This is a genomic window from Pedobacter quisquiliarum, assembly GCF_014642175.1.
Taxonomy (GTDB): domain Bacteria; phylum Bacteroidota; class Bacteroidia; order Sphingobacteriales; family Sphingobacteriaceae; genus Pedobacter; species Pedobacter quisquiliarum.
The window spans coordinates 264,589-290,290 of sequence record NZ_BMIL01000003.1; the positions used below are offsets into that span (position 1 = coordinate 264,589).

26 protein-coding genes are annotated in these 25,702 nt (G+C 49.0%); 11 read left to right on the forward strand and 15 right to left on the reverse strand.

Features of this window, described 5'->3' with window-relative positions; all coding sequences use genetic code 11:
• Positions 1–111 precede the first annotated feature (111 nt).
• Positions 112–2,859, forward strand: a complete 2,748-nt coding sequence (locus tag IEW69_RS06015) for a M14 family metallopeptidase (protein WP_188625925.1) — start codon at positions 112–114, stop codon at positions 2,857–2,859.
• Positions 2,860–2,902: 43 nt separating this feature from the next.
• Entirely contained in the window at positions 2,903–5,317 is a 2,415-nt protein-coding gene (locus IEW69_RS06020) for a S9 family peptidase (protein WP_188625926.1), read from the forward strand.
• A gap of 69 nt (positions 5,318–5,386) precedes the next feature.
• Here the strand turns inward: IEW69_RS06020 and IEW69_RS06025 are convergent, their stop codons facing one another.
• The 4 genes from IEW69_RS06025 to IEW69_RS06040 all read right to left on the reverse strand — a co-directional run bounded on the left by IEW69_RS06025 (position 5,387) and on the right by IEW69_RS06040 (position 8,098).
• Positions 5,387–5,785, reverse strand: a complete 399-nt coding sequence (locus IEW69_RS06025; protein ID WP_188625927.1) for a GlcG/HbpS family heme-binding protein — start codon at positions 5,783–5,785, stop codon at positions 5,387–5,389.
• 86 nt (positions 5,786–5,871) lie between these two features.
• Positions 5,872–6,609, reverse strand: coding sequence for an SDR family oxidoreductase (locus IEW69_RS06030; RefSeq protein ID WP_188625928.1), 738 nt, complete (start codon positions 6,607–6,609; stop codon positions 5,872–5,874).
• A gap of 69 nt (positions 6,610–6,678) precedes the next feature.
• Positions 6,679–7,557 (reverse strand): helix-turn-helix domain-containing protein, encoded by an 879-nt coding sequence (locus IEW69_RS06035; protein ID WP_188625929.1) that lies wholly within the window; start codon positions 7,555–7,557, stop codon positions 6,679–6,681.
• 13 nt (positions 7,558–7,570) lie between these two features.
• Positions 7,571–8,098 (reverse strand): DUF4269 domain-containing protein, encoded by a 528-nt coding sequence (locus tag IEW69_RS06040; RefSeq protein ID WP_188625930.1) that lies wholly within the window; start codon positions 8,096–8,098, stop codon positions 7,571–7,573.
• Positions 8,099–8,309: 211 nt separating this feature from the next.
• Here IEW69_RS06040 and IEW69_RS06045 point away from each other — a divergent pair, with 211 nt between their 5' ends.
• The 3 genes from IEW69_RS06045 to IEW69_RS06055 all read left to right on the forward strand — a co-directional run bounded on the left by IEW69_RS06045 (position 8,310) and on the right by IEW69_RS06055 (position 10,964).
• Positions 8,310–8,717 (forward strand): ester cyclase, encoded by a 408-nt coding sequence (locus IEW69_RS06045; RefSeq protein ID WP_188625931.1) that lies wholly within the window; start codon positions 8,310–8,312, stop codon positions 8,715–8,717.
• 145 nt (positions 8,718–8,862) lie between these two features.
• On the forward strand, positions 8,863–9,717 hold the full coding sequence (locus IEW69_RS06050) for a helix-turn-helix domain-containing protein (protein WP_229663534.1): 855 nt from the start codon (positions 8,863–8,865) through the stop codon (positions 9,715–9,717).
• Positions 9,718–9,899: 182 nt separating this feature from the next.
• On the forward strand, positions 9,900–10,964 hold the full coding sequence (locus tag IEW69_RS06055; protein WP_188625933.1) for an NAD(P)-dependent alcohol dehydrogenase: 1,065 nt from the start codon (positions 9,900–9,902) through the stop codon (positions 10,962–10,964).
• A 48-nt stretch (positions 10,965–11,012) separates the two neighbouring features.
• On the opposite strand, the gene IEW69_RS06060 is transcribed toward IEW69_RS06055, so the two are convergent.
• From IEW69_RS06060 to IEW69_RS06075, 4 genes are all read right to left on the reverse strand, one after another.
• Entirely contained in the window at positions 11,013–11,525 is a 513-nt protein-coding gene (locus IEW69_RS06060; RefSeq protein ID WP_188625934.1) for a protease, read from the reverse strand.
• A 50-nt stretch (positions 11,526–11,575) separates the two neighbouring features.
• Positions 11,576–11,953, reverse strand: coding sequence for a response regulator transcription factor (locus IEW69_RS06065; protein WP_188625935.1), 378 nt, complete (start codon positions 11,951–11,953; stop codon positions 11,576–11,578).
• Positions 11,954–12,146: 193 nt separating this feature from the next.
• Positions 12,147–13,424 (reverse strand): Y-family DNA polymerase, encoded by a 1,278-nt coding sequence (locus IEW69_RS06070; protein ID WP_188625936.1) that lies wholly within the window; start codon positions 13,422–13,424, stop codon positions 12,147–12,149.
• Positions 13,387–13,860, reverse strand: coding sequence for a LexA family protein (locus tag IEW69_RS06075; RefSeq protein ID WP_188625937.1), 474 nt, complete (start codon positions 13,858–13,860; stop codon positions 13,387–13,389). The genes IEW69_RS06070 and IEW69_RS06075 overlap by 38 nt, the downstream gene beginning before the upstream one ends.
• Before the next feature lie 180 nt (positions 13,861–14,040).
• Between IEW69_RS06075 and IEW69_RS06080 the strand changes: the two genes are divergently transcribed.
• Complete coding sequence (locus IEW69_RS06080) at positions 14,041–15,369, forward strand: TIGR00341 family protein (protein ID WP_188625938.1); 1,329 nt, start codon at positions 14,041–14,043, stop codon at positions 15,367–15,369.
• Here the strand turns inward: IEW69_RS06080 and nhaA are convergent.
• Entirely contained in the window at positions 15,353–16,540 is a 1,188-nt protein-coding gene (nhaA, locus tag IEW69_RS06085; protein WP_188625939.1) for a Na+/H+ antiporter NhaA, read from the reverse strand. The two genes, IEW69_RS06080 and nhaA, sit on opposite strands and share 17 nt — an antisense overlap.
• A gap of 21 nt (positions 16,541–16,561) precedes the next feature.
• Positions 16,562–17,227, reverse strand: coding sequence for a PRC-barrel domain-containing protein (locus tag IEW69_RS06090; protein WP_188625940.1), 666 nt, complete (start codon positions 17,225–17,227; stop codon positions 16,562–16,564).
• Positions 17,228–17,395: 168 nt separating this feature from the next.
• Here IEW69_RS06090 and IEW69_RS06095 point away from each other — a divergent pair, with 168 nt between their 5' ends.
• Positions 17,396–17,854 carry a DUF2059 domain-containing protein gene (locus tag IEW69_RS06095; protein WP_188625941.1) on the forward strand — a complete coding sequence of 153 codons (459 nt, stop codon included), beginning with the start codon at positions 17,396–17,398 and terminating at the stop codon, positions 17,852–17,854.
• A 68-nt stretch (positions 17,855–17,922) separates the two neighbouring features.
• On the opposite strand, the gene IEW69_RS06100 is transcribed toward IEW69_RS06095, so the two are convergent.
• Entirely contained in the window at positions 17,923–18,777 is an 855-nt protein-coding gene (locus IEW69_RS06100) for an alpha/beta fold hydrolase (protein ID WP_188625942.1), read from the reverse strand.
• Positions 18,778–18,947: 170 nt separating this feature from the next.
• On the opposite strand from IEW69_RS06100, the gene IEW69_RS06105 reads away from it, so the two are divergent.
• Together IEW69_RS06105 and IEW69_RS06110 are read left to right on the forward strand one after the other, a co-directional pair.
• Positions 18,948–19,253, forward strand: a complete 306-nt coding sequence (locus IEW69_RS06105) for a hypothetical protein (RefSeq protein WP_188625943.1) — start codon at positions 18,948–18,950, stop codon at positions 19,251–19,253.
• Between the two features lie 7 nt (positions 19,254–19,260).
• Complete coding sequence (locus IEW69_RS06110; protein ID WP_229663535.1) at positions 19,261–19,401, forward strand: YidH family protein; 141 nt, start codon at positions 19,261–19,263, stop codon at positions 19,399–19,401.
• A gap of 220 nt (positions 19,402–19,621) precedes the next feature.
• Here the strand turns inward: IEW69_RS06110 and IEW69_RS06115 are convergent, their stop codons facing one another.
• Positions 19,622–20,740 carry an AI-2E family transporter gene (locus IEW69_RS06115; protein ID WP_188625944.1) on the reverse strand — a complete coding sequence of 373 codons (1,119 nt, stop codon included), beginning with the start codon at positions 20,738–20,740 and terminating at the stop codon, positions 19,622–19,624.
• Between the two features lie 87 nt (positions 20,741–20,827).
• Between IEW69_RS06115 and mnmE the strand changes: the two genes are divergently transcribed.
• Entirely contained in the window at positions 20,828–22,195 is a 1,368-nt protein-coding gene (mnmE, locus tag IEW69_RS06120) for a tRNA uridine-5-carboxymethylaminomethyl(34) synthesis GTPase MnmE (protein WP_188625945.1), read from the forward strand.
• A gap of 16 nt (positions 22,196–22,211) precedes the next feature.
• Complete coding sequence (locus IEW69_RS06125) at positions 22,212–22,559, forward strand: metallophosphoesterase family protein (RefSeq protein ID WP_188625946.1); 348 nt, start codon at positions 22,212–22,214, stop codon at positions 22,557–22,559.
• A 144-nt stretch (positions 22,560–22,703) separates the two neighbouring features.
• Here IEW69_RS06125 and IEW69_RS06130 read toward each other — a convergent pair whose 3' ends face one another.
• The 3 genes from IEW69_RS06130 to brnQ all read right to left on the reverse strand — a co-directional run bounded on the left by IEW69_RS06130 (position 22,704) and on the right by brnQ (position 25,701).
• Positions 22,704–23,513 carry a hypothetical protein gene (locus tag IEW69_RS06130; protein ID WP_188625947.1) on the reverse strand — a complete coding sequence of 270 codons (810 nt, stop codon included), beginning with the start codon at positions 23,511–23,513 and terminating at the stop codon, positions 22,704–22,706.
• Between the two features lie 45 nt (positions 23,514–23,558).
• Positions 23,559–24,146, reverse strand: a complete 588-nt coding sequence (locus IEW69_RS06135; RefSeq protein WP_188625948.1) for a hypothetical protein — start codon at positions 24,144–24,146, stop codon at positions 23,559–23,561.
• Positions 24,147–24,399: 253 nt separating this feature from the next.
• Positions 24,400–25,701: a branched-chain amino acid transport system II carrier protein gene (gene brnQ, locus IEW69_RS06140; RefSeq protein ID WP_188625949.1), complete on the reverse strand. Its 1,302-nt coding sequence runs from the start codon at positions 25,699–25,701 to the stop codon at positions 24,400–24,402.
• Position 25,702 lies beyond the last annotated feature (1 nt).

Sequence of the window (25,702 nt, forward strand, 5' to 3'; positions counted from 1 at the left end):
ATGCGATAAGGATTTACATGGTAAGGACTACGTAACGAAATTAATATTAAAATGTTGCGGGGTTATTATCTAATTTAAACGGCACAACCGCAACCATCCTTTATCTAGAACATGATCGCAAAAAACCTCATTTACGGACTTGTGTTCACCGCTGCGAGCACCTTTGCTCAGGCCCATGCACAATCCACAGTTATCAGTCCGCGTGAACACTTCGGCTTCAACATCGGCGACGATTACCAGCTCGCCACTTACACGCAAACAGAAGCGTATTTCAAGAAGCTGGCAAGCTCAAACCGAACCAAGCTCATTGATATCGGTATCACAGAAGAAGGCCGCCACCAGTATATGCTGGTCGTCTCCTCACCCGAAAACATCAAAAAGCTGGAGCAATATAAGAAGATCTCACAGCAGCTCGCGCGGGCTGAAAACATGAATGATGTACAGGCTAAAGCCCTTGCTGCGCAAGGCAAGCCGGTGGTTTGGATAGATGGGGGGCTGCATGCCACAGAAACGGTCGGTGCACATCAGCTGATTGAAACCGCATACCAGCTGGTCAGCAGAACCGACGCAGAGACCACCCGAATCCTCGATAATACCATTATCCTGCTGGTGCATTGCAATCCGGACGGGCAGGAGCTGGTTTCCAACTGGTACATGCGCAATGCGGATGTGACGAAAAGAGACACAAGGGTGCCGGTATTGTATCAGAAGTACATCGGACACGACAATAACCGCGATTTCTACATGATGAACATGAAAGAAACGCAGAACATGAGCCGTCAGCAGTATGTCGAATGGATGCCGCAGATCGTGTACAACCATCACCAGACTGGCCCTGCCGGAACGGTAGTCGCCGGACCGCCCTACCGTGATCCATTCAACTATAACTACGATCCATTGGTCATCACCAGCCTGGATGGGGTAGGTGCGGCCATGAACAACAGGCTGAATGCAGAAGGCAAGCCCGGCTACTCGCAACGTGCCGGCTCCGTATATTCCACCTGGTGGAACGGCGGCTTGCGCACCACGCCATATTTCCACAACATGATCGGTATCCTCACGGAAATCATCGGGAGCCCAACACCATCATCCATCCCGCTGGTACCCGATCGTTTGATCCCAAATGGCGCCACACCAAATCCAGTGATGCCACAGGAGTGGCACTTCCGCCAGTCCATCGACTATTCCGTGTCGCTGAATTATGCCGTGCTCAATCATGCGGTAAACGAAGCACCGAACCTTTTGTTCAACATTTACAAGATGGGCAAAAATGGTATTGAACGTGGACAGAAAGATAATTGGACACTTTCTCCAAAACGCGTCGCCGCACTGAAAGCCGCTGTTCAGGCGGATCAGAAAGCAGCGAGTGCCGGCACCAACGCAAGTGCAGCCGCAGGCAGCCGCGCAGCTGGTATTTCCATGAAGTACTTCGATGCCATTTACAAGAACCCGGAGCTTCGGGATGCACGTGCATACGTGCTGCCGGCAGATCAGGCTGATTTTCCGACTGCAGTGAAGTTCATCAATGCGCTGGTACGTTCCGGCATTCTGGTGCATCAGGCTTCCGCAAACTTCAGTATTGCAGGGAAAAACTATCCCAAAGGATCCTACGTGGTCAATACAGACCAGTCGTTCCGCCCGCATGTACTCGACATGTTCGAGCCGCAGGACCATCCAAATGATTTCCAGTATCCAGGTGGCCCGCCGATACGTCCGTATGATATGGCCGGATGGACGCTTGCTTTCCAGATGGGGGTGAAGTTCGACCGCATCCTGGACCAGTTCGAAGCACCACTGCAACGCCTGGAAGCAGGTAAGCTACAGTTGCCCGCAGTGCAGCAGGTTGCACCTTCCGCAAACGGCTACTACCTGAGCCCTTCCGCAAATAACACCTTCATCGCCGTAAATGACCTTTTGAAGGCCGGCATTCCGGTTACAAGAACAACAAAAGCTTCCAACAATATCCCGGCAGGTACTTTCCATGTGCCCGCCAAAGGCTATGAACTACTCAAGCAAAGCGGTCAGCAGTTCGGCACCATCGCCATGCCTGCAAAACGCAAACCCGGTGCAAGCACGAAGATCGCCGCCAGTCGCATTGCATTGTTCGACCAATACGGCGGGTCCATGCCATCAGGCTGGGTGCGCTGGATCATGGAGCAGTTCCACTATCCATTCGATGTGGTGTTCCCGCAGGACATCAATAAGGGCGATCTGAATGCCCGCTACGATGTCATCCTGTTTATCGATGGCGGCATTCCTCCAGCAGGACCAGCATCTGAGAACGCGAGAAATCAGCAGCCGAAACCAGAAGAAATTCCGGCGCAGTACCAACGTATGCTGGGCAGCATCACCGCCAAAGAATCAATTCCACAGCTTAAAACTTTCCTGGAGAAAGGCGGAAATATTGTAGCAGTCGGCAGTAGTACCAACCTGGTTTACCACCTCGGCTTGCCGGTGCAAAATGCGCTTGTTGAAACGAAGGGAGATAAAGAAGTTTCCTTACCTGGAGATAAATTCTACATCCCCGGTAGCATACTGAAAGTGCAGGTAGACAATACCCAGCCAAGTACATGGGGCATGGAAGCGCAGGCTGACATCGTGTTTGACAACAGTCCGGTATTCAAACTGGGTGATGAGGCTAAAAGTCAGCAGATCCGCCCAGTGGCGTGGTACGGTGATGATGAAGCACTTCGCAGCGGCTGGGCATGGGGACAGCAGTACCTGAAGAATGGTGTTGCGGCCTTTGTCGCGCCGGTTGGAAAGGGCAAGCTGTTCGCGTACGGTCCGGAAATCACCTTCCGCGCCCAAGCACATGGCACCTTCAAGCTGCTCTTCAACGAGCTTTATCGCAGTAAGTAATACCTGTAAATACCAAAAACCCTATAAAACAACCTGTTCAATTATGAAAGTAAAATTACTAGGCCTATTTCTCATCGGCGGACTGACCTACACCGTCAGCGCCCAGGAGAATGTGAAGTACCAATTGCCGCCACAGAGCATTGTGGATCTCGTAGACGCACCCTCAACGCCGGTCGTGCAGTTCAACAAAGCTGGCACACTGATGCTAATCCTGCAAGCGCCAGGCTTTGCTTCCATCGAGGACATCTCCCAGCCGGTTATCGGCATCGCCGGATTGAAAGTCACACCAAACAACAATGCTACAGCCGCAGAATCCGCAGGTGTCTATGAAAGCCTGATCATCAAAGAGGTTAAATCCGGAAAAGAATCTAAACTTAGCGGATTACCCGCGAAGTACCGCATTACCAACCTGCGCTGGAGCCCTGATGGCAACTTCATCGCTTTCAGCAACAACAGCCTGACCGGCGTGGAGCTATGGATTGCCGATGTTAAGTCACTCAAAGCAACAAGACTGACCAACGAACTGCTGAATGATGCAGTTGGTACCACCTTACAATGGCACCCGGACAGCAAGCACATCCTTGCCCAATTTGTAAACACCGCCAGAGGTGCAAAGCCCAACGAACCAATGGTGCCTACCGGACCAGTTATCCAGGAGAACCTTGGCGTCGTTACACCGTCCAGAACTTACCAGTATTTGTTGAAGAACGCTTACGACGAGCAGTTGATGGACTACTACCTGACGTCACAACTGAAATCCGTAGATCTTGAAGGAAATGCCACAAACATCGCAGCGCCGCAGATTTACAGAAGTGCATCATACTCACCAAATGGAAAGTACCTGATGGTGCAAACCATTCAAAAACCATACTCTTACCTGGTGCCAATCAGCTCATTTCCGCTGAACACGGATGTACTTGATGCTTCCGGAAAGCTGGTGAAAGCATTGTACCGCGCGCCACTTGCAGATAAGTTGCCGACAGGCTTTGATGTTGTTGCAAAGGGTCCACGCAGCTACGAATGGCGTGCAGATGCACCAGAAACCCTCGCATGGGCAGAAGCGCAGGATGAAGGCAATCCAAAGAACAATGTACCCTTCCGTGATGCTGTGTTTACCTTGAAAGCACCGTTCGACCAGCAACCGCAGAAGCTGTTTGCTGTAGCAACAAGATATGGCGGTATAGAATGGGGTAATGCCTCCTATGCAGTTGTAAGAGAGCGCTGGAGAAAAGACAGAACCTCGAAAATGACGGTCATCAATCCCGAAACCGGAAAAGTGGTAAAAACATTGCCAACCACTTCATCTGAGAACGCTTACATCGATCCGGGACGTTTTGTATATTCCAAAGCGGCCAACGGTGATAACATGCTGGTGTTTGATAAAGGCAATCAGCCAACGGTTTACACCATTGGAACCGGTGCCTCACCACAAGGCGACAGGCCTTTCGTTATGCGCTGGAACCTCATTAACAACAAGCAGGATACCTTATTCAAGTCGAAGGCACCTTTCTATGAAGAGCCGGTTTACTTTGATAAAGCAGGGTCGCTGTACGTTTCCAGGGAGTCTACAGATGAAACGCCAAACATCTACTCGGTTAACCTGAGCACCAAGAAAATGCAGCAGGTAACCAACTTTGCAGATCCTTATCCTTCCATGCGTGGTGTGCAAAAGTCCATGTTATCTTACCCAAGAAAAGATGGCGTTAAGCTTTCCGCAACGCTGTACCTGCCAAAAGGCTACAAGAAAGCAGACGGCCCACTTCCGGTGCTCATCTGGGCGTACCCTAGAGAATTCAAGAGCTTAAGTGCCGCTGGCGAAGTTAAAGGTTCTCCTTACCGCTTCACACGACTGGCTTTCAGATCCCCGGTATTCTGGGTAACCCGAGGATACGCCGTGTTGGATAACGCAGATATGCCGATTGTTGGTGTCGGAAAAAACGAGCCGAATGATACCTTCCTGGAGCAGATTGAAGATAATGCAACTTCCTTGATCGACTACATCGTGAATATGGGTGTGGCAGACCGTAACCGCATCGCTGTTGGTGGCCACTCGTATGGTGCATTTATGACGGCGAACTTACTTGCACATACTAAGCTGTTTGCTGCCGGAATCGCAAGGAGTGGTGCTTACAACAGAACCCTAACACCATTTGGTTTTCAGGGAGAAGAAAGAACCTACTGGCAGGCACCAGAGGTTTACAACCGTATGGCGCCGTTCAACTATGCCGATAAGATTAAAACACCATTGCTGATGACGCATGGTATCGATGACGACAACTCCGGTACTTTCCCAATCCAGAGTGAACGCCTTTACAGCGCGATCAAAGGTCATGGAGGTACCGTAAGACTGGTCATGTTACCGAAAGAATTCCACGGTTATAGAAGTCGTGAGTCCGTATTGCACACTTTCTGGGAGCAGGATTCCTGGTTGGAGAAATACGTGAAGAACAAAAAATAAAGCTGCGCCAAGCAACTTTAAATAACAGAAAAGCGGGTGTTCATCGAAAAGATGGACACCCACTTTTTATTAGAAGCCGTATGCACCCGCAGAGGCAACCTCATGATCCTGCTCGACGGAGCCGCCGGATACGCCAATAGCACCCACAACTTTCCCTTCAGCATCTTTCAGGATTACCCCACCAGGAAAGGTAATTAGTCCCTGATTAGAATGCTCGATGCCGTACAAAGGTCCTCCAGGCTGCGAAAGTTTGCCCAATTCGCCGGTGTTCATGTCAAAGAACCTGGCCGTCTTTGCTTTTTTGATCGCAATGTCTACCGAGCCCAGCCAGGCATTGTCCATGCGGTGAAAAGATACCAGGTTTGCGCCGGCATCCACAATGGCAATGTTCATAGGCACGCCGATCTCTTTAGCCTTCGCTTTTGCCGCTTCCGACAACTGTTCTGCTTGTTCTAGGGTGATGCTCATAATTTGGTTTTTTAGTTTTACGTTTATCCCAATTTACGACATCCCAGCAAAACCTATTGTAACATTGTATGTTAATCTTTTCCTTTTTACCAGGGACAGCTTGCCGGCTCCGGAAAGTATTCCTCGCTGATGTATTTCCCGGTAGGTCCATCCGCGTCAATCAATGCATACTTCGCGATGCGTTGTCCCGCTTCTTCCACGGTGCTGGTGCCCTGATGATTGGTAAAGTCCGTCTGCGTATAGCCCGGACAAACCATGTTTACCCTAAAGGCCGTGTCGCGTAAGTCGTAGGCCAGGTTCACCGTATACATGTTCAGTGCAGCTTTGCTGGACTGATATACCGCCAGCTTCGAATGGTAAGTAGGCCCACTGGTATCTGCCGCTAAGGAAAGCGAGGCCATGGCGGTCGTAACATTCACAATTCTGGGTGCCGGTGCCGATTTCAGCAGGTCGACAAAAGCCTGCGTGACCCGAACGACGCCAAACACGTTGGTTTCATACACTTCCTGAAACTGCGCAATGCTGGCATTTAATGCAGACTGTTGGAAGCCGCCGGAGATCCCCGCGTTATTCACCAGGATATCCAGATGCGGTACTTTTTCGCCAATGCGTATCCTTGCGGCGTCTACGGACTGCTGATCCGTAACGTCCAGCTGAATGCCCTCTACATGGCTGAGGCCTGAGCGCCGGAGCTCCGCCACTGCTGCATTTATTTTATCCAGGCTGCGGGCAGCCATAAAAACATGTATGTCTTGCGCTGCAAGGATCTTTGCAACTTCATACCCAATCCCTTTGTTGGCACCTGTTACTAATGCTGACTTCATAATTTCTATTGTTTAAATGATGCAGCAAAATTAGTCGGTTGGCTAGGGCAAGGGTTAGGACAAATCCTGCTATTTAGGGGACAAATCCTGTTTTTCCCGGAGAAAGGCGCTGATGTTTTTGCCGGTGCTCTTTTTGAAGAGCCTGGAAAAATAGCCGGGATCGGTAAAGCCCAGGGAATAGGAAAGTTCCTTCACGGAAACGTCTGAATATTGTAGCTGACGTTGCGCTTCAAGCATGATGCGGTTGGTGATCCATTCTTTTGGCGACTGGCCCGAATATGTTTTAACCACATTGTAGAGGCTGTTGGTGCTCATGCTGAGTTGCGCAGCGAGGCTTTGCACATCGTGCTGTAGGTTCAACTGCTGCTCTACGGCCAGCTTAAAAGCAATGTATTTGGCGAGCTTGGGATTTGCAGGCTGGTACAATTCGCTTTGTGCGAAGTAGGCGCTGTTGAATTCGGTAAGCAGTGTATTCAGATGTGCCAGGATCACGTCTGTGTGCTGCGGCTTGCCGGCAGCATGCAGCAGCTGGAACAAGTTGGAAAATACCGACTTGATCCTGTTCTTCGCTGTCGGATCGAAGGTGATGATATTCGTGTTTAGCGGATTGAGCAGGAAAGGGAAGGCGTTTGGCAGCAGCGCCAATGCGTTTTCGTCGAAGCCCAGCTTGTAGTTCTCGCTATGGTGCGTTGTTGTCGGGTTGCAGAAGATCTGATTGGGCAGTCCAAACACCGCCTGATTATCGGAAATGGTAACATCCTCCATGTCGATCGTGTAGGTTTCGGAACCCCCATCCAGAAAGACGAAATAGAAGAAAGAAAGCCGGTGCGGCTGTAGTAGCACGTCGAGTGCGTCATCCGGAATTGCAATGCTGCAGTTCTCATTCAGCGTAATCGGTACCCGATCATGGTGTTTAATCTTGTTCAGTAAGCCCTCCGTTTCCTGCATAATCGCTCTAGATCTACTTGTAGTTCAAATTTAATAATTCTTCATAAGGATCCCCGGACAAACCCATTACGCTTGCGAAAGCAGGTTCGGTTTTGTAGCCCTGCAGTTTAAGCGCGCGTACCTGCTGCCGGAACGCTGGGCCAAATCGCTCCAGCAGTTCATACTCTACCAACATGTGGCGATAGCCCAATTGCTGTGTGGTCGGCAAGTCCTGGCACCAGATTTCAACCGCCCAGCCGTCGAGCATAAAGCGCCCCACAACCGCCGAACGTGCACCAAGGCGTTTAAACGTAAAAGCTGGCATACTGCTAAAGTTCTGTATTAAATATGCTTCAAATTGCAATAGATCTGCAGCGCAGCAAATGATATCCAGGTCACTGCCGGGGATGTCTATGTCGATCGGAACAGTGCCCACCAGGATGGGATCATATGCTGCGAGCAGGTTGAAAACTTCATACTTTTTGAGTGTCGCATACGCATGCTGCTGCCTTTCATTTCCGCTTTCCAGATACTCAAGCTTTTCGAATGCGATAACTGCCATAATAGAATTGGAAAAGGTTCAACAGAAAACCTAAAAATCGAAACCGTATACCCGAACAATCGCTAAACTGTAAAGCAACAAGCTTGAATTTAAAAGCCCTAAGGTAAACACAATTGCATAAAATCAGCCTCAGAAAAAAACTCCTGACGATACCTGGCGTTAATAGATACCGTTGCCCAAATGCCAGGCGCTATATAATTCAATTGAAGCTATGCTAACCGATACCAAATCCATCTACCTGCTTTACATCAACGCACTAAATGCACATAATATTGAGGCCCTGGCACGTTTTGTCCATGAACAGCTGAGTTACAACGGCAAGCTGATCACGTACCGCGACTATCAGGACATGCTGGTCGCCAACATACAAACTTTCCCCGATCTGCACTTCAACATTGACATGCTTGTCGTTGAAGACCATAACGTTGCCTGCAGGCTGGCCTTCGATTGTACACCGCAGGAACCTTTCCTGGGTTTCAAGCCGAATGGCAGCAAGGTACAATTCTCCGAGAATGTCTTCTACAAATTCCGGGACGGCCGGATCTACGAGGTTTGGTCGATCATAGATCAGGCTGCACTTGCCGATCAGCTCGAACGAACATCTGCTGGCATCTATTAGTCAAAGGCGGATTTTTCTTGATCTAACCATAATCGAACCACGCAAAATAAATCCGCTTGCTTATTCCGCACCGCCCATAAATTATAACACCGACCTGTGTTGATTTTCTTAACTTTGCTGCATGGAAGATTTGCAAGTCCGATCAATGTCCCCCTTTAATACTGAACTGAAATTAAAGGGATTTAACGTCTACGAATTGGAAAGTGACGGAGAGGCTACGCGGTTCTACAGTCGCAAGGACTTCTATAAAGTATGCCTGACCACGGGCAAGAGCATCATCCATTATGCGGACCGCAGTTTTGAGGCAGAAGGAACCGTGCTGTTCTTCGGCAACCCACACATCCCATATTCCTGGGAAACCGTTTCTACGACCTATGTGGGTTACACCTGCCTGTTTTCCGAAGCATTCCTGAGCACTTTCGAACGTGCAGATATGCTGCACCAATCGCCATTCTTCAAGGTCGGCGGCACACCGATCCTGCGGATCACCGAGCAACAACGTGTCTTCCTGAACGGGCTGTTTCAGCAGATGATCACCGAGCAGAACAGCGACTACGCCTTTAAGGACGACCTGATCCGCAATTACATCAACTTGATCTTACATGAAGCCATGAAACTTCAGCCGGCGGAGAACCTGGGCCAGCACCAGAATGCCGCTTCGCGGATCACAGCAGTATTCATGGAGCTGCTGGAGCGACAGTTCCCGATTGAGCGGCCGGATGCACCGCTTCAATTGCGGACCGCGCAGGACTATGCACAGAACCTTTCCCTGCACGTCAACTACCTGAACCGCGCCGTAAAGGAAGTTACCGGAAAACCAACAAGCAGCCATATTGCCGAGCACATCATTGCCGAAGCAAAGGCGCTGCTACAACATACCACCTGGAACGTCGCCGACATTGCCTATGCACTTGGCTTTGAATACCCCAGCTATTTCAACAACTACTTCAAACGAATGACGGGGAAGAATCCCTCTGCCTACCGCGCTGAAGCAGTTTGATTATCTTAATTATTGGTTTGAATATCTTAAGCAGCATACGCCTGCAGCAATCGATATTTGTATCGTGGAAATGTCGTGTAGCGTTTAAAAACATTTGACGACTCACAAATTACATTGTCCATGCAGGTTTACGCCTAAGCCCGCTGGCAATGTACCTGAACAATAGCAATCAATATAAATTTATGAGCACAACAGAAGTAAAAGCTTACGGCACCGAAGCTGCCGAGGCACCCTTAAATCAATTGAATATTCCACGCAGAACGCCAACGGCGCACGACGTGGAAATTGAAATCCTATTTTGTGGTGTTTGTCATTCCGACATCCACACCGTCAGAAATGAATGGCACAACACCATGTACCCTTCCGTACCGGGCCACGAGATCGTTGGTCGTGTGCTTAGCGTAGGCGGTCATGTGTCTAAATTTAAGCAAGGTGACCTGGTCGGGGTAGGCTGTATCGTAGATTCCTGCCGCGAGTGCCAATACTGCCAGGAAGGTCTGGAGCAATACTGCGAGCCGGGTATGACTGGGACTTACAACTCCCCGGATGCACACCTGGAAGGTAAACCAACTTTCGGCGGTTACTCAGAGCGCGTGGTGGTTGATGAAAACTACGTGTTGCGCATTCCTGAAAATCTTGACCTCGCCGCAACGGCACCATTGCTTTGCGCAGGTATCACCACATATTCGCCATTGAAGCACTGGAACGTTGGTCCCGGTAAGAAAGTTGGTGTTGTCGGTATCGGCGGTTTGGGCCACATGGCCATCAAGATTGCAAACGCTATGGGTGCGGAAGTTGTAGCCTTTACCACTTCAGAATCCAAGTTTGCAGAAGCAAAAAGACTGGGCGCACATGAAGTCGTGTTATCGAAAGATCCGGAGCAGATGGCTGCTTACCAGGGTAAACTACACTTCATCCTGGATGCGGTTTCTGCACAGCACGACATCAATGCTTTCCTTGCGCTGCTTCGCGTAGATGGATCGTTGGCATTGGTTGGCGCACCTGAAGAAGCACTTCCGGTTGCGGCATTCAGCCTGATTCCGGGACGTAAGAGTTTCTCCGGTTCCATGATCGGTGGTATCGCGGAAACACAGGAGATGCTGGATTTCTGCGGTGAACACAACATCACGGCCGACATCGAGATGATCGACATGAACGAAGTGAATGAAGCTTATGAGCGCATGATCAAAGGCGACGTGAAATACCGCTTCGTAATTGACATGGCGACCTTAAAAGGCCAAAACTAAATTAATATGGCTGGTACAGCGTCGCTGTATCAGCCATATCTTTACCATTTAAGGTTGCGTAACCTTAAGCTTAATTGCCTTCCCGCCATCCAGGCTGCTTACGCCGCCGCCGGTATATTTAATTGTATAATCGCCCGGAGCTAAAACATAGTTTTTTGCAGCATTAAAGACCGTCCTTACACTATCGTGTGCGGCTACTTCAATGTAGGCTTCCGCAGGAGGTGGCATAACCCTTCTCGCCATTGCTCCGGTAAATTCTGCTTCTTTACCCGCTGTATCCATAATCTCCAGGTACTTCCCTAAGAAAGGTTCAAAGGGTGTTTCCCATTTTACAAAGCGCTGCGCGCTGTCTGCATGGTTAACGATGGTGAAGGACAGCATAACCGAGTCTGGTGTAAATACCGTCGCGGCGGGTGCCAGCCGGGTTTCCAGTTTAGCCGCCATCGGCGCATTTGCTGCCGTGCTGTCTAAGTTCAAAGTATCAGCAGTTGCACTAAGCTTGCGGTTCTGACAGCCACTTGCGGCTGCAACCAGGAGTAAGCATGTTAATATTTGACGCATCTTGTTTTTGAGGTAAATGTAGCTAAAATGCTGCCGAAATCTCGGCCTCCTCAGCTCGCGTTACTTTTCTCATCCAGCACCATTTTTATTTTCATAACGAAGCGGTCGAGGTCAAATGGTTTCGCCAGAAAATGATCTGCTTTACCGTCAGAAATGGCGAACTCCCCGTTGGCATGTGCCGACATGATCACGACCGGAATGTCGGATGTCGACGGCGAGCTTTTGATCTCCCTGCAGAGGTCAAGCCCAGAGCCATCCGGCAGCCGCACATCCAGCAGGAACAAATCCGGCTGCTGTGTTTTATCGCGACTTTTAAAGTCATTGATGCTATCAAAGAGTTGGAGTTTGTATCCAGCTTCAGATAGCACGTATTCTAAAATATACCTGATGTCTTCATCATCTTCCACAATATGTATCAATCGCTCCATAGGTCGGTAATTTTTACATACTGTAACTCCGACCGGGTTTTAAGGTTTAGCGATTTCCCATAAACCGTATTTATTGAAGCCCGGTTAAGGGCAGGATTAAAGCTGGTTAAGTATTTTCAACACCTATCATGCTGTACAAACGGGATTAATCACCAGAAAACGGTGCTTTATCGCAGGGCAACCGTTGCCTTCATCATTTTGCCTGCACCACAATCACCTCTTCCAACCTTGTGGTGAAGCGGCGGGAGAGGAATTCCTGCTTCATGAACCACTTCTTTTCGAAACCCATGGCCGCATAGCGGATGGTATCTTTCCCGTAGTTCTGGTTCAGCTGATCGATCACCTTCAGCGCCTTTTGCAGCTTGGCCGTTTTCGCGGTGTCGACCTGCTCGAACAAAGATGCCTGCACCTGTGATGCGGAACGAAGATCCCGGAGCTCAATGCCGACCTTCTGGTACCGCGGACCTTTAACGTAAATCTTCCGCAATGCACCGAGTGCCGCTTTGATTAGCACCGCCGTATCGTTGGTGGGTACATCAATCTTCACATCCAGTCCTGCGGAATACAGATTTTCCACCACCGCGAAGCGACTCGTATGACAAAACACAAAGATCCGGCTGCAGACCGAGCGTTGTGCGCGTAGCTTCAACGCGGCATTGGCAACGTAGGTGGCCAGTGCTTCTTCCATTGGGGCGAGCTCTGTTTCCATGACCCCGAAGGACCGCGCCGTAGAGATCCCTTCCTTGTCCGGCCGGTCGTACTCCATCGGGATACACCTTTGTCCATGCAGTTCCAGGTAGGTGCGACGCCCCTGGATGGTCATCAGCTTCAGTACAAAATCCTCCGGCAGGCGGGTAAAGTCGTACGCATTATAAACCCCTTTACGGATGAGCTTAATGGCGTAGCGCGGACCGATCCCCCAGACATCGTCGATCTCCGTCAGCTTCAGTGCCGCTTCCACCTGTTCAGGTGTCTCCATCACATATACCCCTGTTTCCTTGTGATGCTTTTTGGCCAGCTTGTTCGCCACCTTGGCGAGTGTTTTTGTGGCACCTATGCCGATGCAGACCGGCACACCGGTGTACTGCAGGATCTTTGCCCGGAGCTCGAGCGCCAGCTGCTGCAGGTCGTGGTATTTAAAACCCTGCAGGTCGCAGAAGCATTCGTCAATGGAATAAATCTCCTGGTCGGGGAAGGTCCTGCGCACAATCGCCGTAATGCGGCGCATCATGTCCTGGTACAGCGTATAGTTGGAGGAGCGCCACCAGAGGTCGCCACTTTGCTGCAACTCCCGCATTTCAAAGTAGGGCGTACCCATTTTGATGCCGAGGGTTTCTTTCGCTTCATTGGACCGGGATATGGCGCAGCCATCATTGTTGGAGAGCACACAGCCGGCTTTGCCCTGCAGTTCGGGTTGGAACACCCGCTCTGCACTAACGTAAAAGTTGTTCGAATCTATTAATGCGAGCACTGTTCCTCCTGCGTTGATCTAAAATACTGTGTGGTACTACGCCCCAGATTTGAAACTGGGTGCTTTCATTCCGCTCTATCGGTTTATAGTAGGGGTTGTCGGGCATCAGGTATTCCTGACTGCCTTTGCGGTAATAGGCGCGGAGGATGAACTCATTGTCGATGATGCCCACCACGATATCGCCGGGTGCCGGGGTCAGCGACTTGTCGACCACCAGCAGGTCATCCGGGAAAATGCCCGAGCCCACCATACACTCACCGGTTACCCTGGCAAAGAACGTGGCCTCCGGGTACTTGCTCACATAGTCATTTAGATCAATCCTTGCTTCTTCATAATCTGCTGCCGGACTTTCGAAACCGGCGTGTATCTTTTCTGCAAACAGCGGGATCAGCGTACCCTGTTCCGCTGCCCGTTCATATATCAGTAGTTCTTTCATAGCTCAAACTTAATGCTGCAAATATTGCTAATAATATTAGCATAACAACAGCAATGTTGATAAGTTTTCCGGATTAAAGCTAAATAATGTAGTTCATGATCTTTGTTTTTCAGTGAGAGCAGGGGGTGTTTATGCCGGTTTTACGATGCTGTTTTCTAAACAAAGGGCTATATTTGAGTTATGAGCGAGATTTACCAGGCCTTTAAAAACTTTGTTGTTTACCGGTTCAATCTTCATGAAGACAGTGAGGATAATGATCTTACGATTGAGTCGATCAAGAAGAATGTTGAGTTCCGCGGTGCCAATTTATGGACGCTGATCTTTGCGATTTTCATCGCTTCCATTGGCCTGAATGTAAACTCTACGGCGGTGATCATCGGGGCCATGCTCGTGTCGCCTTTGATGGGTCCGATCATGGGCGTAGGTCTTGGGATTGGTATCAATGATTTCGATCTGGTGAAAAAGAGTTTGCGAAATCTCGGCATTGCCACCATCATCAGTATTGCCACTTCCTTCCTGTACTTCTGGATCACGCCACTGCATCAGGCCTCCTCAGAACTCCTGGCGCGGACCTCACCATCCATTTGGGACGTATTCATTGCAGGGCTTGGCGGACTTGCGGGTATTGTCGCGGCAACGCGGAAGGAGAAGAGTAATGCCATACCGGGTGTTGCAATTGCGACTGCATTGATGCCGCCTTTATGTACAGCGGGTTTCGGTTTGGCTTCGGGAAATCTCTATTTCTTTCTGGGTGCACTGTATCTCTATTTCATCAACAGCATCTTCATTTGTGTAGCCACCTTTGTCATTGTTCGCTTCCTGAATTTCCCGAAGAAGGAGTTTCAGGATAAAGCCTATGAAAGGAAGGTCCGGAGATACATCTGGTTGATTGTAACCATTACAACGTTGCCGAGCGTGTTCCTGGCGTACCGCATTGTGGATAAGAGCATCTTTGAGAACAATGCAGAAGCCTTTGTGCAGGAGGAGCTGAATTTCAAGAATACGCAGGTGATCGCTAAAAACTATAAGTACAATGAGAAAGGTCACGAAATAGACCTGTTGCTGCTGGGGGCAGAACTGTCCAAACAGCAGATTGATACCTTAAAAAGCAGGATGGCGCGGTACAAGCTGAACCAGACGAAGTTGAGCATCCGCCAGGGTTTGAATGCGAAGAACGAGCTTGATCTCTCACAGATCAAGGCCAGTATCCTGGAGACCGTTTATCAGGGTCGGCCGACGGAACAGAAAACGGCTTCTACCTACACCAGAATCGAACAGCCCATTCCGGATATCCGGGCAGAGCTTCGTTCGCTATACCCACAGCTGAAACAATACAGCATTACGAACGTGGCGGTACACCATTTGGATACCAACAGGACGGATACCATCACGATGTTGGTGGGGCGCTTTGATCGGGCACTCCCGGGGGCGGAACAGCGAAGAATGGCGGTCTGGCTAAAGAACCGCCTGAAGGTTGATTCCCTGCAGCTGATTACGCAGGCGGATTAATATTTTTCTTTTTACTGCTGTAGTTGAGTACCATATAACCCAGGAAACCGGAGAGTACGGAGCCCACTAAAATGGAGAACTTGGCTTCCTGTACCAGGAGCGGATCTGAAAAGGAAAGTATCGAGATGAAGATCGACATCGTAAATCCGATACCGCCCAGCAGGCCCAGGCCCAGTATGTGGATCCAGTCGGCACGTTCCGGAAGCTGACTGATCTTTAGCTTCACACTCAGCCAGGATACCAGCATGATGCCGATGGGTTTGCCGAGAACCAGTCCGAGCACGATACCCATGCCCAAGGCGGTAAACAGACCTTCAACCATGCCCGCTTCAAAGCGGATGTTGGTATTCGCCAGGGCGAAGATGGGAATGATCAGAAAGTTCACTGGCTTGGTTAGCGCATGTTCCAGTTTTTCAAGTGGGGATTCTGTATCATCTTCTGTGGTTGGCAGGCTCAGGGCCGTAAGTACGCCGGCGATGGTGGCGTGAATGCCCGAATGGTGCACGAAGTACCAGATGAATACACCCGGAATCAGGTAAAAAAACAGGTTCTTTATCCCGAAGCGGTTGAAAAGGAACAGCATGCCCAGGATCGCGGCAGCATAAACCAGGTTCATATAATGCAGTTCGGAGGAGTAGAAGATCGCAATGACCAGGATGGCCAGCAAATCATCTACAATGGCCAGTGCGGCCAGGAATATTTTTAGGGAAACCGGCACGCGGTCGCTAAGCAGGGCCAGGATCGCCAGTGCAAAGGCGATGTCGGTTGCCATGGGGATGCCCCAGCCATGTATGGTGGGTTTGCCACCGTTAAAAAAGCCGTAAATTAATGCGGGTACAATCGCACCGCCGATGGCACATATGATCGGCAGGATGGCTTTCTTCGGGGAAGAAAGTTCTCCTTCAACCACTTCACGTTTAATCTCGAGGCCGACCAGCAGAAAGAAGATGGCCATCAGGCCGTCGTTAATCCAGAGCGCTACAGAATAGCGGAGGTGTACCGCGCTGTTTTCGAAGCCAAGCTGCGTTTCTAATATGTTGTTGAATCCATCGCCGAGGGGTGTATTTGCTATGATCAGAGATAAGATCAGGCAGGCAAAGAGGATCATTCCACTGGCGGAAGTTGAACTGAAAAAGTTCTTAAATGCGTGTAAGTTGAAGGATTTGCTCATCTGCCGAAGATAGGCATTCCTTTATAAATCTGCGGAACGCTGCGCTAAATCTGCCCTGCTCAGCATGACAGAAACGGCATAAGTACTAAAATCTATGGAAGCGATGCTGTGCGTTGCAACCATCAGGAGTTCGCCACTTGCAGGCTCCGCCAGCTCAATGATCAGGTGCGGCAGGGTCCAATCGGAGGTGTTTACGAGGAAGTCGACCGTTTCGCCCAGGTAGCCGTCCGGGTTGTAGACGGTATAGTCTCGCACGTGTTTGTAGCTTCGCAGGTGTTTGTCCGCTTTGCTATCTTCCTCGGTTTCCGCTTTAAGCACCCTGGCCACTTTTACCATGCCGGTGGTCGGGTAGCCCATGCCGGCGCCGCCATAGTAGGGCCAAGCATAATAGTCGTTCAACTTCTTTTCCAGCTGTTTGGAAACAGGCAGGTCGGTGTCTATGGTAGGACTGCTTTTCACCTGCTCTTTGGTCATGTTTACCCGGAGCAGTTTTTCTTGTTCGGCGACGCTTTGTACCGCGTAAGGGGAGATGAGCACCCGGCGGCCGAAGAGCCAGTTGCCGGTTTCCACCACAAGGTAGCGGATGTTCCAGTTCTGGTCGTCAAAGTAGAAGTCCTTGACCGTTCCAATTTCCCCCTCTTCTGCGGATAGCGAAAAGCCGATGAGTTTATGTGTCGATTCCAGCATAATTCAATTCTTTTCATATAGAACATTGTAGAAATGCTTAAGGTTTTGATTGGGGATGCATTCCAGGGATTTGTAGCTGTTTGCGTTTGTAGGATCATTATTCTGCTGCGGCTTGCACTTCCAATTTCCGGGAATTCACTACATTTAGAAAAATCAAATTACGCTCTTATGAAAAAGGCACTATGCGCATTGGCGCTAATCTTATGCATGAGCCAGCTCGGCTTCAGTCAGGACAAAGGGACCTACAGACAAACCCTAAACAAGATGATGGACGTTTCCGGAACAACGGCAAGCTATGAAACCATGATCAACCAGATGATAACGCTTTTCAAGGCGCAACAACCAAATGCCAGCGCGGAGGTAATGGCCAACATGGAGCAGGTGCTGAAAGAATTTAGCATGAGTAAACTTGTGGACAAGCTGGTACCGGTTTACCAGAAGCACATGACGGAAAAAGATCTGAAATGCATCATTGCTTTCTACGAAACACCAGCGGGCAAGGTTTATGCAGCGAAAGTTCCGCTGATTATGCAAGAATCTATGGTTGCGGGACAGCAGTGGGGTGCAGAAGTTGGTGCTGAAATGGAACGCAGAATGCAGGCAGCCGCGAAAAGCGACGAGAACTAAGCAACTGCAAAGCTGAAAAAAGCCCTTGTGATCGATCAGATTACAAGGGCTTTTTATTTATGGTTCGCTTAGGAAACTGCCTCGACCGCATCTTTGATGGCGGCGAGCAGTGCTTCATCCCGAAGGATCTTATAATGCCCTGCACCATCGAAAGCTTTCGTTTCCAGTTCCGGGTGTTGCTGTAAAAATTCCTCCAGCTGGGCGTATGGTAACATTTCATCCTGCATATCATAGTACAGCAGGTGTTTAGCAGCAGGCGCTTCAGTGTACAGCGTTTTCAAGTCGAAATAACTTACCGGATATTTGTAGTAGTCGGCGAAGTCCTGGAACCAGCGTTGCTGATCTTCGGGTTTCACTTCGGCGTGGTTCATCATGCCGGTAAAGTTCTGTGCGAGCTCAATCACCGGGGTGATGCTGATGAGCAGTTTAGGGGGACTATCGAAGGCTTTCAGTGCCACCACATTGGCCATTGCACCCAAGGAGTGCCCGATCAGGACTTCCGGCAGGCCATAAATCTCCATGATGGCAATCAATGGATTTACATATAACATCAGGTTGCTCAGTTCCCCTTCAGAGCTGCCGTTGCCAAGCGCATCGAAGGCGATGATTTGCACGTCGTCTAACAGGAGCAGGGTGGAAATAAGTTCCGTGAAATCTGCCGCTTTGGAGCTCCAGCCGTGGGTCAGGTAAATTTTCCGGCTGCCGGTACCCCAGATGTAGCCTTTGAAGTTCAGGTCGTCTTTGGCGAAGTACGGATCCGATACCGGCATGCTGAAGGTTGTTGCTTTTTGAAGCAGCTCCTGCTGGTGCGGGCGGTTGGGTAAACGGATGGGGAAGGATATGTAGTTCCAGAGCGCTTGCAAAAGTTCATCAGGCTGCTGCGCTTGTTTCACCTGGAGCAGGCGTTGTTTGTATGTTTTCATTTTTTTTTCGGCGAGCGCTTTTGCCGGTAAAAGTACAACAATTCTGATTTTTTAAAGTAGATCGACGTAGGACGCATTCGCTTATTGATCGGTCCAAGCTTGGTTACCAGCTTGGTTACAGCTCCGTTCCCAACTTGGTTACCGGCTTAGTCGTTTGCTTGGTCGCAAGCTTGGTCGTTAGCTTAGTCGCTAGCCTGGTCATTCGCCTTCGATTGAATGACCGGAAGCTGAAGAAAGTTCGGGAACAGCTTCGGATCAAACGCACACCCAACGCACAGCAAACGCACACCGAACGCACACGAGACCCACGAAAATGTGCGTTTGCTGTGCGTTTCATCTTTGTCTCCTGTGTGTTTCTCCTGGTGCTGCCTGAAAACGATTCTAAAATTGCCCCCCGGGTTGCAGAAAACGAACACCATAAACGAATGCCGTTGTTTAATTTCATGAACATCATCGATAAACTTAGAAAAGCATAGGCGCATAATGGAAGAAAAAGTACTTGAAAAACCCAGGGTGGCAGATCACCTGGCCAATGAACGAACATTTTTAGCATGGATCCGAATGAGCATCGGAATCATGGGGTTCGGCTTTGTGGTTGTGAAATTCTCCAGATTTCTTTGCTAAAACCACGACGATCGCCATCCTCATCATTTGTATGGTGCTGCTGGTCTATCTTTTGAAAACACGATGAAAAAAGCGGGTAGGTAGGAAAGTAAATTGCCTGCAATGGATTGGCCTTAAAAGAAGAAAGGGACAACGATCTATGATCAGTTGCCCCTTATCTAATTAACGCTCTCAATTACTAAAGCGTTGGAATCTTTGAAATATTGTGTGGCGATGAAAATTATTTTTCTACGCCGGGTACGGTTGGGATATCTTTCTTCTTGCGGAAGATCGGGAAGGTCATCGGACTTCGCGCGGGGCGCTGATCACCGAGCAGGATGCCCCATTGTTTAAACTGGATGGTATGGTCGAAAATGATCTTCATGACCGCGATGATCGGCATTGAGAGGAACATCCCGGAGATGCCGGCAATGCTGCCCCCGATAACGACACCAAGGATGGCCATGAGCGCATTGATCTTGATTTTCGAGCCGACGATGCGTGGCATCAGGATGTTATTGTCCAGGAACTGTACTGCTGCAATCACCAGCAAGACCGTAATCACGGGGCCCAGTTCTGTGGAGGACGTCAGCGTAAGCACCACACCGATCACGTTCCCCAGTAAGGCACCCACGTAAGGGATCAGGTTCAGGATAGCGAAGATGACACCGATCAGCAGGGCATGTTTGATGCCGAAAAGCAGGAGTAAACCACCCAGCAGGATGGTCATATAGGTCACCTGGATCAGTAAACCACCAAGGTAGTTTTTGATGATGGCTTCGGTTTCGTAGATGGTTTCTTTCACTTTGGCGTGATCTTCCGGCTGGAACCACATGAAGATGAAGCGCAGCAGGATGCCCTTGTAGAACAGCATCAGGTAGATGTATATCGGCAGCAGGCCCACAAACACGAAGATGGAGGATAGCGTTACTGCGGCACCGCTGGCCATGCCACCGGCGTAGGTCATCAGGTCATCACTCTTTTTAGAGATGAATTCCATCTGTTCTTTGGAGGAGACGTGTGTGATGCCGCCCACCCATTCGCTAAGCGATTTGATGTGCAGGGCCACGTTTTCTTTAATCTGGGGGAAGTCCTTGACCAGCATACCCATCTGGTTGACGAAGAAGAAACCTATGGCACCAACGACAACGACCAGCACGAGCAGGCAGAGGATGATGGCAATGGTTTCCGGAATTTTGTATCTGCGGAAGAAGCGGAAGAGCGGGAGCAGGACCAGGCTGATGAAGAAGGCCATCAGCAGTGGCATGATGATGTCTCGGCCGATCACCAGGACGGCAACTACGAGCACTAGACCCAGTAATTCAATGGAACGTTTTACCGTTAGAGGCAAATCCTTCATAAATGTTATGCTTATTTGTTGGTTAACGTAATCAGGTACGAAATGTTTGGGTAAATTTGGGGATTAAAAAACCAGCAGGAAGTACATATGACCGCAGACCACACAATCGTTGCATTATCCACGCCGACGGGCATTGGCGCCATCGGGGTTATCCGTTTATCGGGCAAGGACGCCATCCACATTGCGAATGCGGTATTTGCCGGTAAGGACTTAACGAAGCAGGAGAGTCATACTCTGCATTTCGGTTTGATCAAGGATGGGGATGTGGTGATTGATGAGGTGGTGGTGAGCCTGTTTGTGGCACCGAAATCCTATACGAAGGAAAATGTTGTGGAGATTTCCTGCCATGGTTCCAATTTCATCATTCAGCAGATCATTTCTTTATTGATCCGGAAGGGCGCACATGCAGCCAAGCCGGGGGAGTTTACCTTGCGTGCTTTTCTGAATGGTTCATTGGACCTGTCGCAGGCGGAAGCGGTGGCCGATCTGATTGCTTCAGATTCACAGGCCGCGCATCAGGTGGCGATGAACCAGCTGCGTGGTGGTTTCAGCAATGAGCTGAATGAATTGCGGGAGCAGCTGATCCATTTTGCTTCCATGATTGAGCTGGAGCTGGATTTCGCGGAGGAAGATGTTGAGTTTGCGAACCGTGATCAGTTGCAGGCTTTGATTACCAGAATTAAGGTAGTGATCAGCAAGCTGATCCGTTCTTTTGAATTGGGGAACGTGATTAAGCAGGGGATCAATACGGTGATTGCCGGTCGTCCGAACGCGGGTAAATCGACTTTACTGAATGCCTTGCTGAACGAGGAGCGCGCAATTGTGAGTTCCATAGCGGGTACGACCAGGGATACGATAGAGGAATTGCTGAACATCAACGGCATCAATTTCCGCATGATTGATACGGCAGGGATTCGGGAGGCGCAGGATGCGATCGAGGTGATCGGGGTGGAGAAGACGATGGAAAAGATCAGTCAATCTGCATTACTGGTTTACTTGTTCGATGCTGCGGAGCTATCTGTTTCGGAGATCTTGTCGGATATTGCACGCCTGCAGAAGCCAGGTGTACCTTTTGTCGCAGTGGCGAACAAGATGGATCTGGTTGCGCAGGATGCTTTTTCCCTGGCTTTGCCAGAAGGGGTGCAGTTCATTTCGATCTCTGCTAAGGAGAAGAGCCACATTGAGGATTTAAAGGACTTGTTGTACGAAGTCGCGGTAGGGGACCAGCTGACGGAGAACCATACCATGGTGACCAACATTCGTCACGTTGAGGCTTTGCAGCGCACGCAGGAAGCATTAGCACAGGTGGAGCAGGGCGTGGTGAATCCGGTGACTTCGGATTTTTTGGCGATGGACATCAAGCAGGCGCTTCACTACCTTGGCGAGATTACTGGTCAGGTTACAACGGATGATTTACTGGAGAATATTTTTAGTAAGTTTTGTATTGGGAAGTAATCAAGGACCATTAACGATGTACGCATGTAGGACCGCCTGGAAAGCTTCGGTTTTCGACTGGGCGCTTAATTGTGAACGCGGTAAGGTCATCAACAAGCATTGGAAACTTATTCCAGCAAATACGGACGTATTAGTTACACATGGTCCGCCCATGGGAATTTTAGACCAGGTAGGTTTGAATGATAATGCGGGTTGTGCAGACCTACTCAGGCATGTTAAGCGCATAAAGCCTAAGTTTCACATCTTTGGTCATATACATGGCTCGTATGAGCATTATTCAACTCCAGTTACCCAGTTTATAAATGCAAGCATTGTGGATGATAATTATGATGTTAGAAATTTTCCTTTGGAATTTCGTCTGTGACTATATGTTGCCCTCATTTGAATCATTCAGAAAATCTTAGTAGTTGTCTCCTTTGTCAGGCCTACGATAAAAAAAGACTACCTGATATACTAACCGTGCATAGCCGGTCAACATATCAAGTAGCCATCCTACCAACAAGGAAAATTATCTTTTGGGATTTTTAATTATAATAAAGTCTTCTCCGGTAATCTCGCCGCCGCCATGAGCTTCTAGCATCTTGCCAGTTATGGTAATCTTAATACATTGATTGAGCTTGACCTTACCAAGGCTTTTACCAACCTGCTGAATGTCGAATTTGAACATCAGATCTTTGTTTCCATCCTGTTTAGCAATAATACAGGTTTTGCAGTCTTTTACATTCCCAGTAAATGGCGCTGTGACATCTTTAATCCATGATTCTTTTGGCTTAATTCCATTGATGCGAATCGACGCTTTGTCGATCTGAGACACGTTCAAGGTGCTGGTGCCCAAGATTCCAACAGTAACCAGCCCCTTAACTGAACAGACAAACTCATTCGGACATTCCTGAGGTTTGATGTCAAAAGGCACCTTAATGTTTTTACTTGGCGGCGCAGTTCCCTTAGGTAAGTCAATGACGGCAAGAATTAAGCTAAGACAATCTCCATTGATTGATGACGTGAGCGACAATGTGTTCAGTCCAGGGTTGAGAAATGAGGTTACATCGAAAGTTCTTTTATCCCAAAGCGCACCCCCGGGAACCGTATTGCCGTCGAAATTTGGACCTGCTGGCAACACTGTTGTGCCATTTACCAGGACTGGACCGTCAGAAAAAGGCTGTCCATCCGCAACATGCAGCTCAATGTTTGCTGCTCCACTTTTGTAATTTATTCCTGATAATGTTACGTCCCAGCCAGTTGGATCGGCAGGTGCGTCGGGATCATCGGGAAACCCAGAAAATTGCTGGTTTGAATCATTGCCCTCAAATAGCACCACATCCCGGTTATTGGTTTCATTCCCATCGCTGTAGAATACCAGAATTTATGCCCCATTTGGATTTAAATCATCGAACTCGTCAAGTTCAAAGGATCTTCCTGAAGATGAACGAACCAAACTTGTAACATCTGCACGGTAGGCCTGGCTATTGGAATAGCCCCAGCAGTTATCTGAAGAGACACCTAGCTTTACTCCGGTAACTGCTGTTGAGTTGACCTGAATACTTTGCCCCGCTCCATTAGGCGAGTTGCTGATGCCATGCCAGTATAAATAGGCATGCGTGACGGTACCTAACGTAAAGGAACCCGGAACAGTTATGGTTCCAGAACCAACACCACGGAGACCACCCAAACCGGCAGAGACGAAGTCGGTATCATAAATTGTATTGGCATTTGAGACAACGCGTTGCGTACTACTTGTAGTTTTGCTAATCCCGTTATTTGCCAGGACTGGCCCGCATGCCGCTGGACTTCCAAGTAGAGACTTTGAACTCAGTTTGGCGGAGACCGCAGATTCAACGCTTTCGTTCTTTAAAGCTGCTTCTTCTAGGGCAACTTCCTTTTTACACCCTAGAATTATAGATCCTATAATTATTAGAATCGCAGCAGACTTAGTTAATAGTAGATTTTTCATTATATATCAATGTTAGTAGTTAGGTTAGATTGGAGAACTCAAAATCGCAAACAGGCATGCAGGATCTGGACGAATCCATGGAAGCCCTGCGGGCATGTTTTTAGAAAATTTATTCATAGATCACGGAAAGTGATAAAAAACACTTTCCGTGTACAATCTTACTATTAATACTAACGCATAGAAATACCCATATCTAGCTATTATACAAGAGATTATAATTTAAGAATGGCGCTTCATACAATCGCTAGCGCACCTAAGAGACCTTAGTGGTTCTGGACGTGCCGCTCAGAGCCCAAGCACCAAAAAAACCAATCGCAGAAGGTATCACCCAGCCCAACTCATACTCAAATAGGGGAATATGATTTAGCATCTCAATGCTGCTTCCGTTAAGCAGTGCATAATGCTTTAGCAGATGAAAAAATGCTATGACCGTAGAGGCAAGCAAGGCAAAAATATATGGCTTCCTGTTTTTTACAATGGACCCGAAGAAAACGGTATAAAGCACCAGGGTTATGGCAATTGGATACACAAAGCTCAGAATCGGATAAGCAAAACCAATAATGTTATCTACGCCAGTAATGGACAGTACACACGAAGCAATACAACAAACCGTCACCAATAACTTGTATTCTAACTTCCCCTTCGTAAGTGCGGAGAAGAAAGTTCCGAACGCCGCAACCAATGCGATAGAGGTGGTTAGACAGGCAAGCGCAATAGCAACAGCAATCGCTACATTACCGTAAGGTCCTAAAATTGAATGTGAAATGTACATCAAGAGCTCCGATCGTTTCATGGTTGTGCCAGTTACGCCAGAGGTTGCCCCAAGGTAGATGAGGCCGCCGTAAATGATGAAAAGGAAAATGGATGAAAGAGCTCCAGCGGTAATCACCACCTGCATTTTTGAACCCGTACTTTGATAGCCCTTTGCCTTTGTCGCTGCGATGATGATCCCCGCAAAAATTACAGAAGCCAGCACATCCAGGGTTTGATAACCATCGATAAAGCCCAGTGTAAATGATTGTGCGTTACTTAGTGCGGTTTCCTGATACCCGTCGATTGGTGCGAAAACACCCAGTAGGATCAAGATAAAGAGTAATACCAGGAGCAATGGGGTAAGCACATTACCTATGATGTCTACGACCTTAGAGGGTTTTATGGTTAACAGCCAGGTAAGGGTGAAGAAGATTACGGAGGTCCAGATGGGACCAGCACCAGGAAACGATGGTAAGACACCGACTTCATAGGTTGTTGCTGCTGTTCGTGGAATTGCAATCAGCGGACCGATGCAGAGCATGATGACGGTTCCAAGGATAGGAGACAAGAGTGGGTGAATTTTCCCGGCAAGGTCTTCAAACTTCTCACCCGCATTAACCACCGCAAGGATGCCGAGGAAGGGTAAAAGTATACCGCTTAATCCGAATGCGATGATGGTGATCAAAACATGGTCGCCGATCTGTATTCCAATGAAAGGCGGGAGAAGTAAGTTGCCCGCCCCAAAGAACATGGCGAATAAGGCGAAGCCTATGGTGATGATGTCTCTTGTTTTTTTATTCAAA

Excerpts from the sequence above, each read along its gene's own strand:
- IEW69_RS06060 (WP_188625934.1), bottom strand. The coding sequence starts at position 11,525 with ATGCGTCAAATATTAACATGCTTACTCCTGGTTGCAGCCGCAAGTGGC.
- IEW69_RS06075 (WP_188625937.1), bottom strand. The coding sequence starts at position 13,860 with ATGAAAGAACTACTGATATATGAACGGGCAGCGGAACAGGGTACGCTG.
- IEW69_RS06015 (WP_188625925.1), top strand. The coding sequence starts at position 112 with ATGATCGCAAAAAACCTCATTTACGGACTTGTGTTCACCGCTGCGAGC.
- IEW69_RS06030 (WP_188625928.1), bottom strand. The coding sequence starts at position 6,609 with ATGAAGTCAGCATTAGTAACAGGTGCCAACAAAGGGATTGGGTATGAA.
- IEW69_RS06125 (WP_188625946.1), top strand. The coding sequence starts at position 22,212 with ATGTACGCATGTAGGACCGCCTGGAAAGCTTCGGTTTTCGACTGGGCG.
- IEW69_RS06035 (WP_188625929.1), bottom strand. The coding sequence starts at position 7,557 with ATGCAGGAAACGGAGGGCTTACTGAACAAGATTAAACACCATGATCGG.
- IEW69_RS06110 (WP_229663535.1), top strand. The coding sequence starts at position 19,261 with ATGGAAGAAAAAGTACTTGAAAAACCCAGGGTGGCAGATCACCTGGCC.
- IEW69_RS06050 (WP_229663534.1), top strand. The coding sequence starts at position 8,863 with ATGTCCCCCTTTAATACTGAACTGAAATTAAAGGGATTTAACGTCTAC.
- IEW69_RS06055 (WP_188625933.1), top strand. The coding sequence starts at position 9,900 with ATGAGCACAACAGAAGTAAAAGCTTACGGCACCGAAGCTGCCGAGGCA.
- IEW69_RS06020 (WP_188625926.1), top strand. The coding sequence starts at position 2,903 with ATGAAAGTAAAATTACTAGGCCTATTTCTCATCGGCGGACTGACCTAC.
- IEW69_RS06100 (WP_188625942.1), bottom strand. The coding sequence starts at position 18,777 with ATGAAAACATACAAACAACGCCTGCTCCAGGTGAAACAAGCGCAGCAG.
- IEW69_RS06040 (WP_188625930.1), bottom strand. The coding sequence starts at position 8,098 with ATGGCAGTTATCGCATTCGAAAAGCTTGAGTATCTGGAAAGCGGAAAT.
- IEW69_RS06065 (WP_188625935.1), bottom strand. The coding sequence starts at position 11,953 with ATGGAGCGATTGATACATATTGTGGAAGATGATGAAGACATCAGGTAT.
- IEW69_RS06045 (WP_188625931.1), top strand. The coding sequence starts at position 8,310 with ATGCTAACCGATACCAAATCCATCTACCTGCTTTACATCAACGCACTA.
- IEW69_RS06135 (WP_188625948.1), bottom strand. The coding sequence starts at position 24,146 with ATGAAAAATCTACTATTAACTAAGTCTGCTGCGATTCTAATAATTATA.
- IEW69_RS06080 (WP_188625938.1), top strand. The coding sequence starts at position 14,041 with ATGAGCGAGATTTACCAGGCCTTTAAAAACTTTGTTGTTTACCGGTTC.
- nhaA (WP_188625939.1), bottom strand. The coding sequence starts at position 16,540 with ATGAGCAAATCCTTCAACTTACACGCATTTAAGAACTTTTTCAGTTCA.
- IEW69_RS06095 (WP_188625941.1), top strand. The coding sequence starts at position 17,396 with ATGAAAAAGGCACTATGCGCATTGGCGCTAATCTTATGCATGAGCCAG.
- IEW69_RS06090 (WP_188625940.1), bottom strand. The coding sequence starts at position 17,227 with ATGCTGGAATCGACACATAAACTCATCGGCTTTTCGCTATCCGCAGAA.
- IEW69_RS06025 (WP_188625927.1), bottom strand. The coding sequence starts at position 5,785 with ATGAGCATCACCCTAGAACAAGCAGAACAGTTGTCGGAAGCGGCAAAA.
- mnmE (WP_188625945.1), top strand. The coding sequence starts at position 20,828 with ATGACCGCAGACCACACAATCGTTGCATTATCCACGCCGACGGGCATT.
- IEW69_RS06115 (WP_188625944.1), bottom strand. The coding sequence starts at position 20,740 with ATGAAGGATTTGCCTCTAACGGTAAAACGTTCCATTGAATTACTGGGT.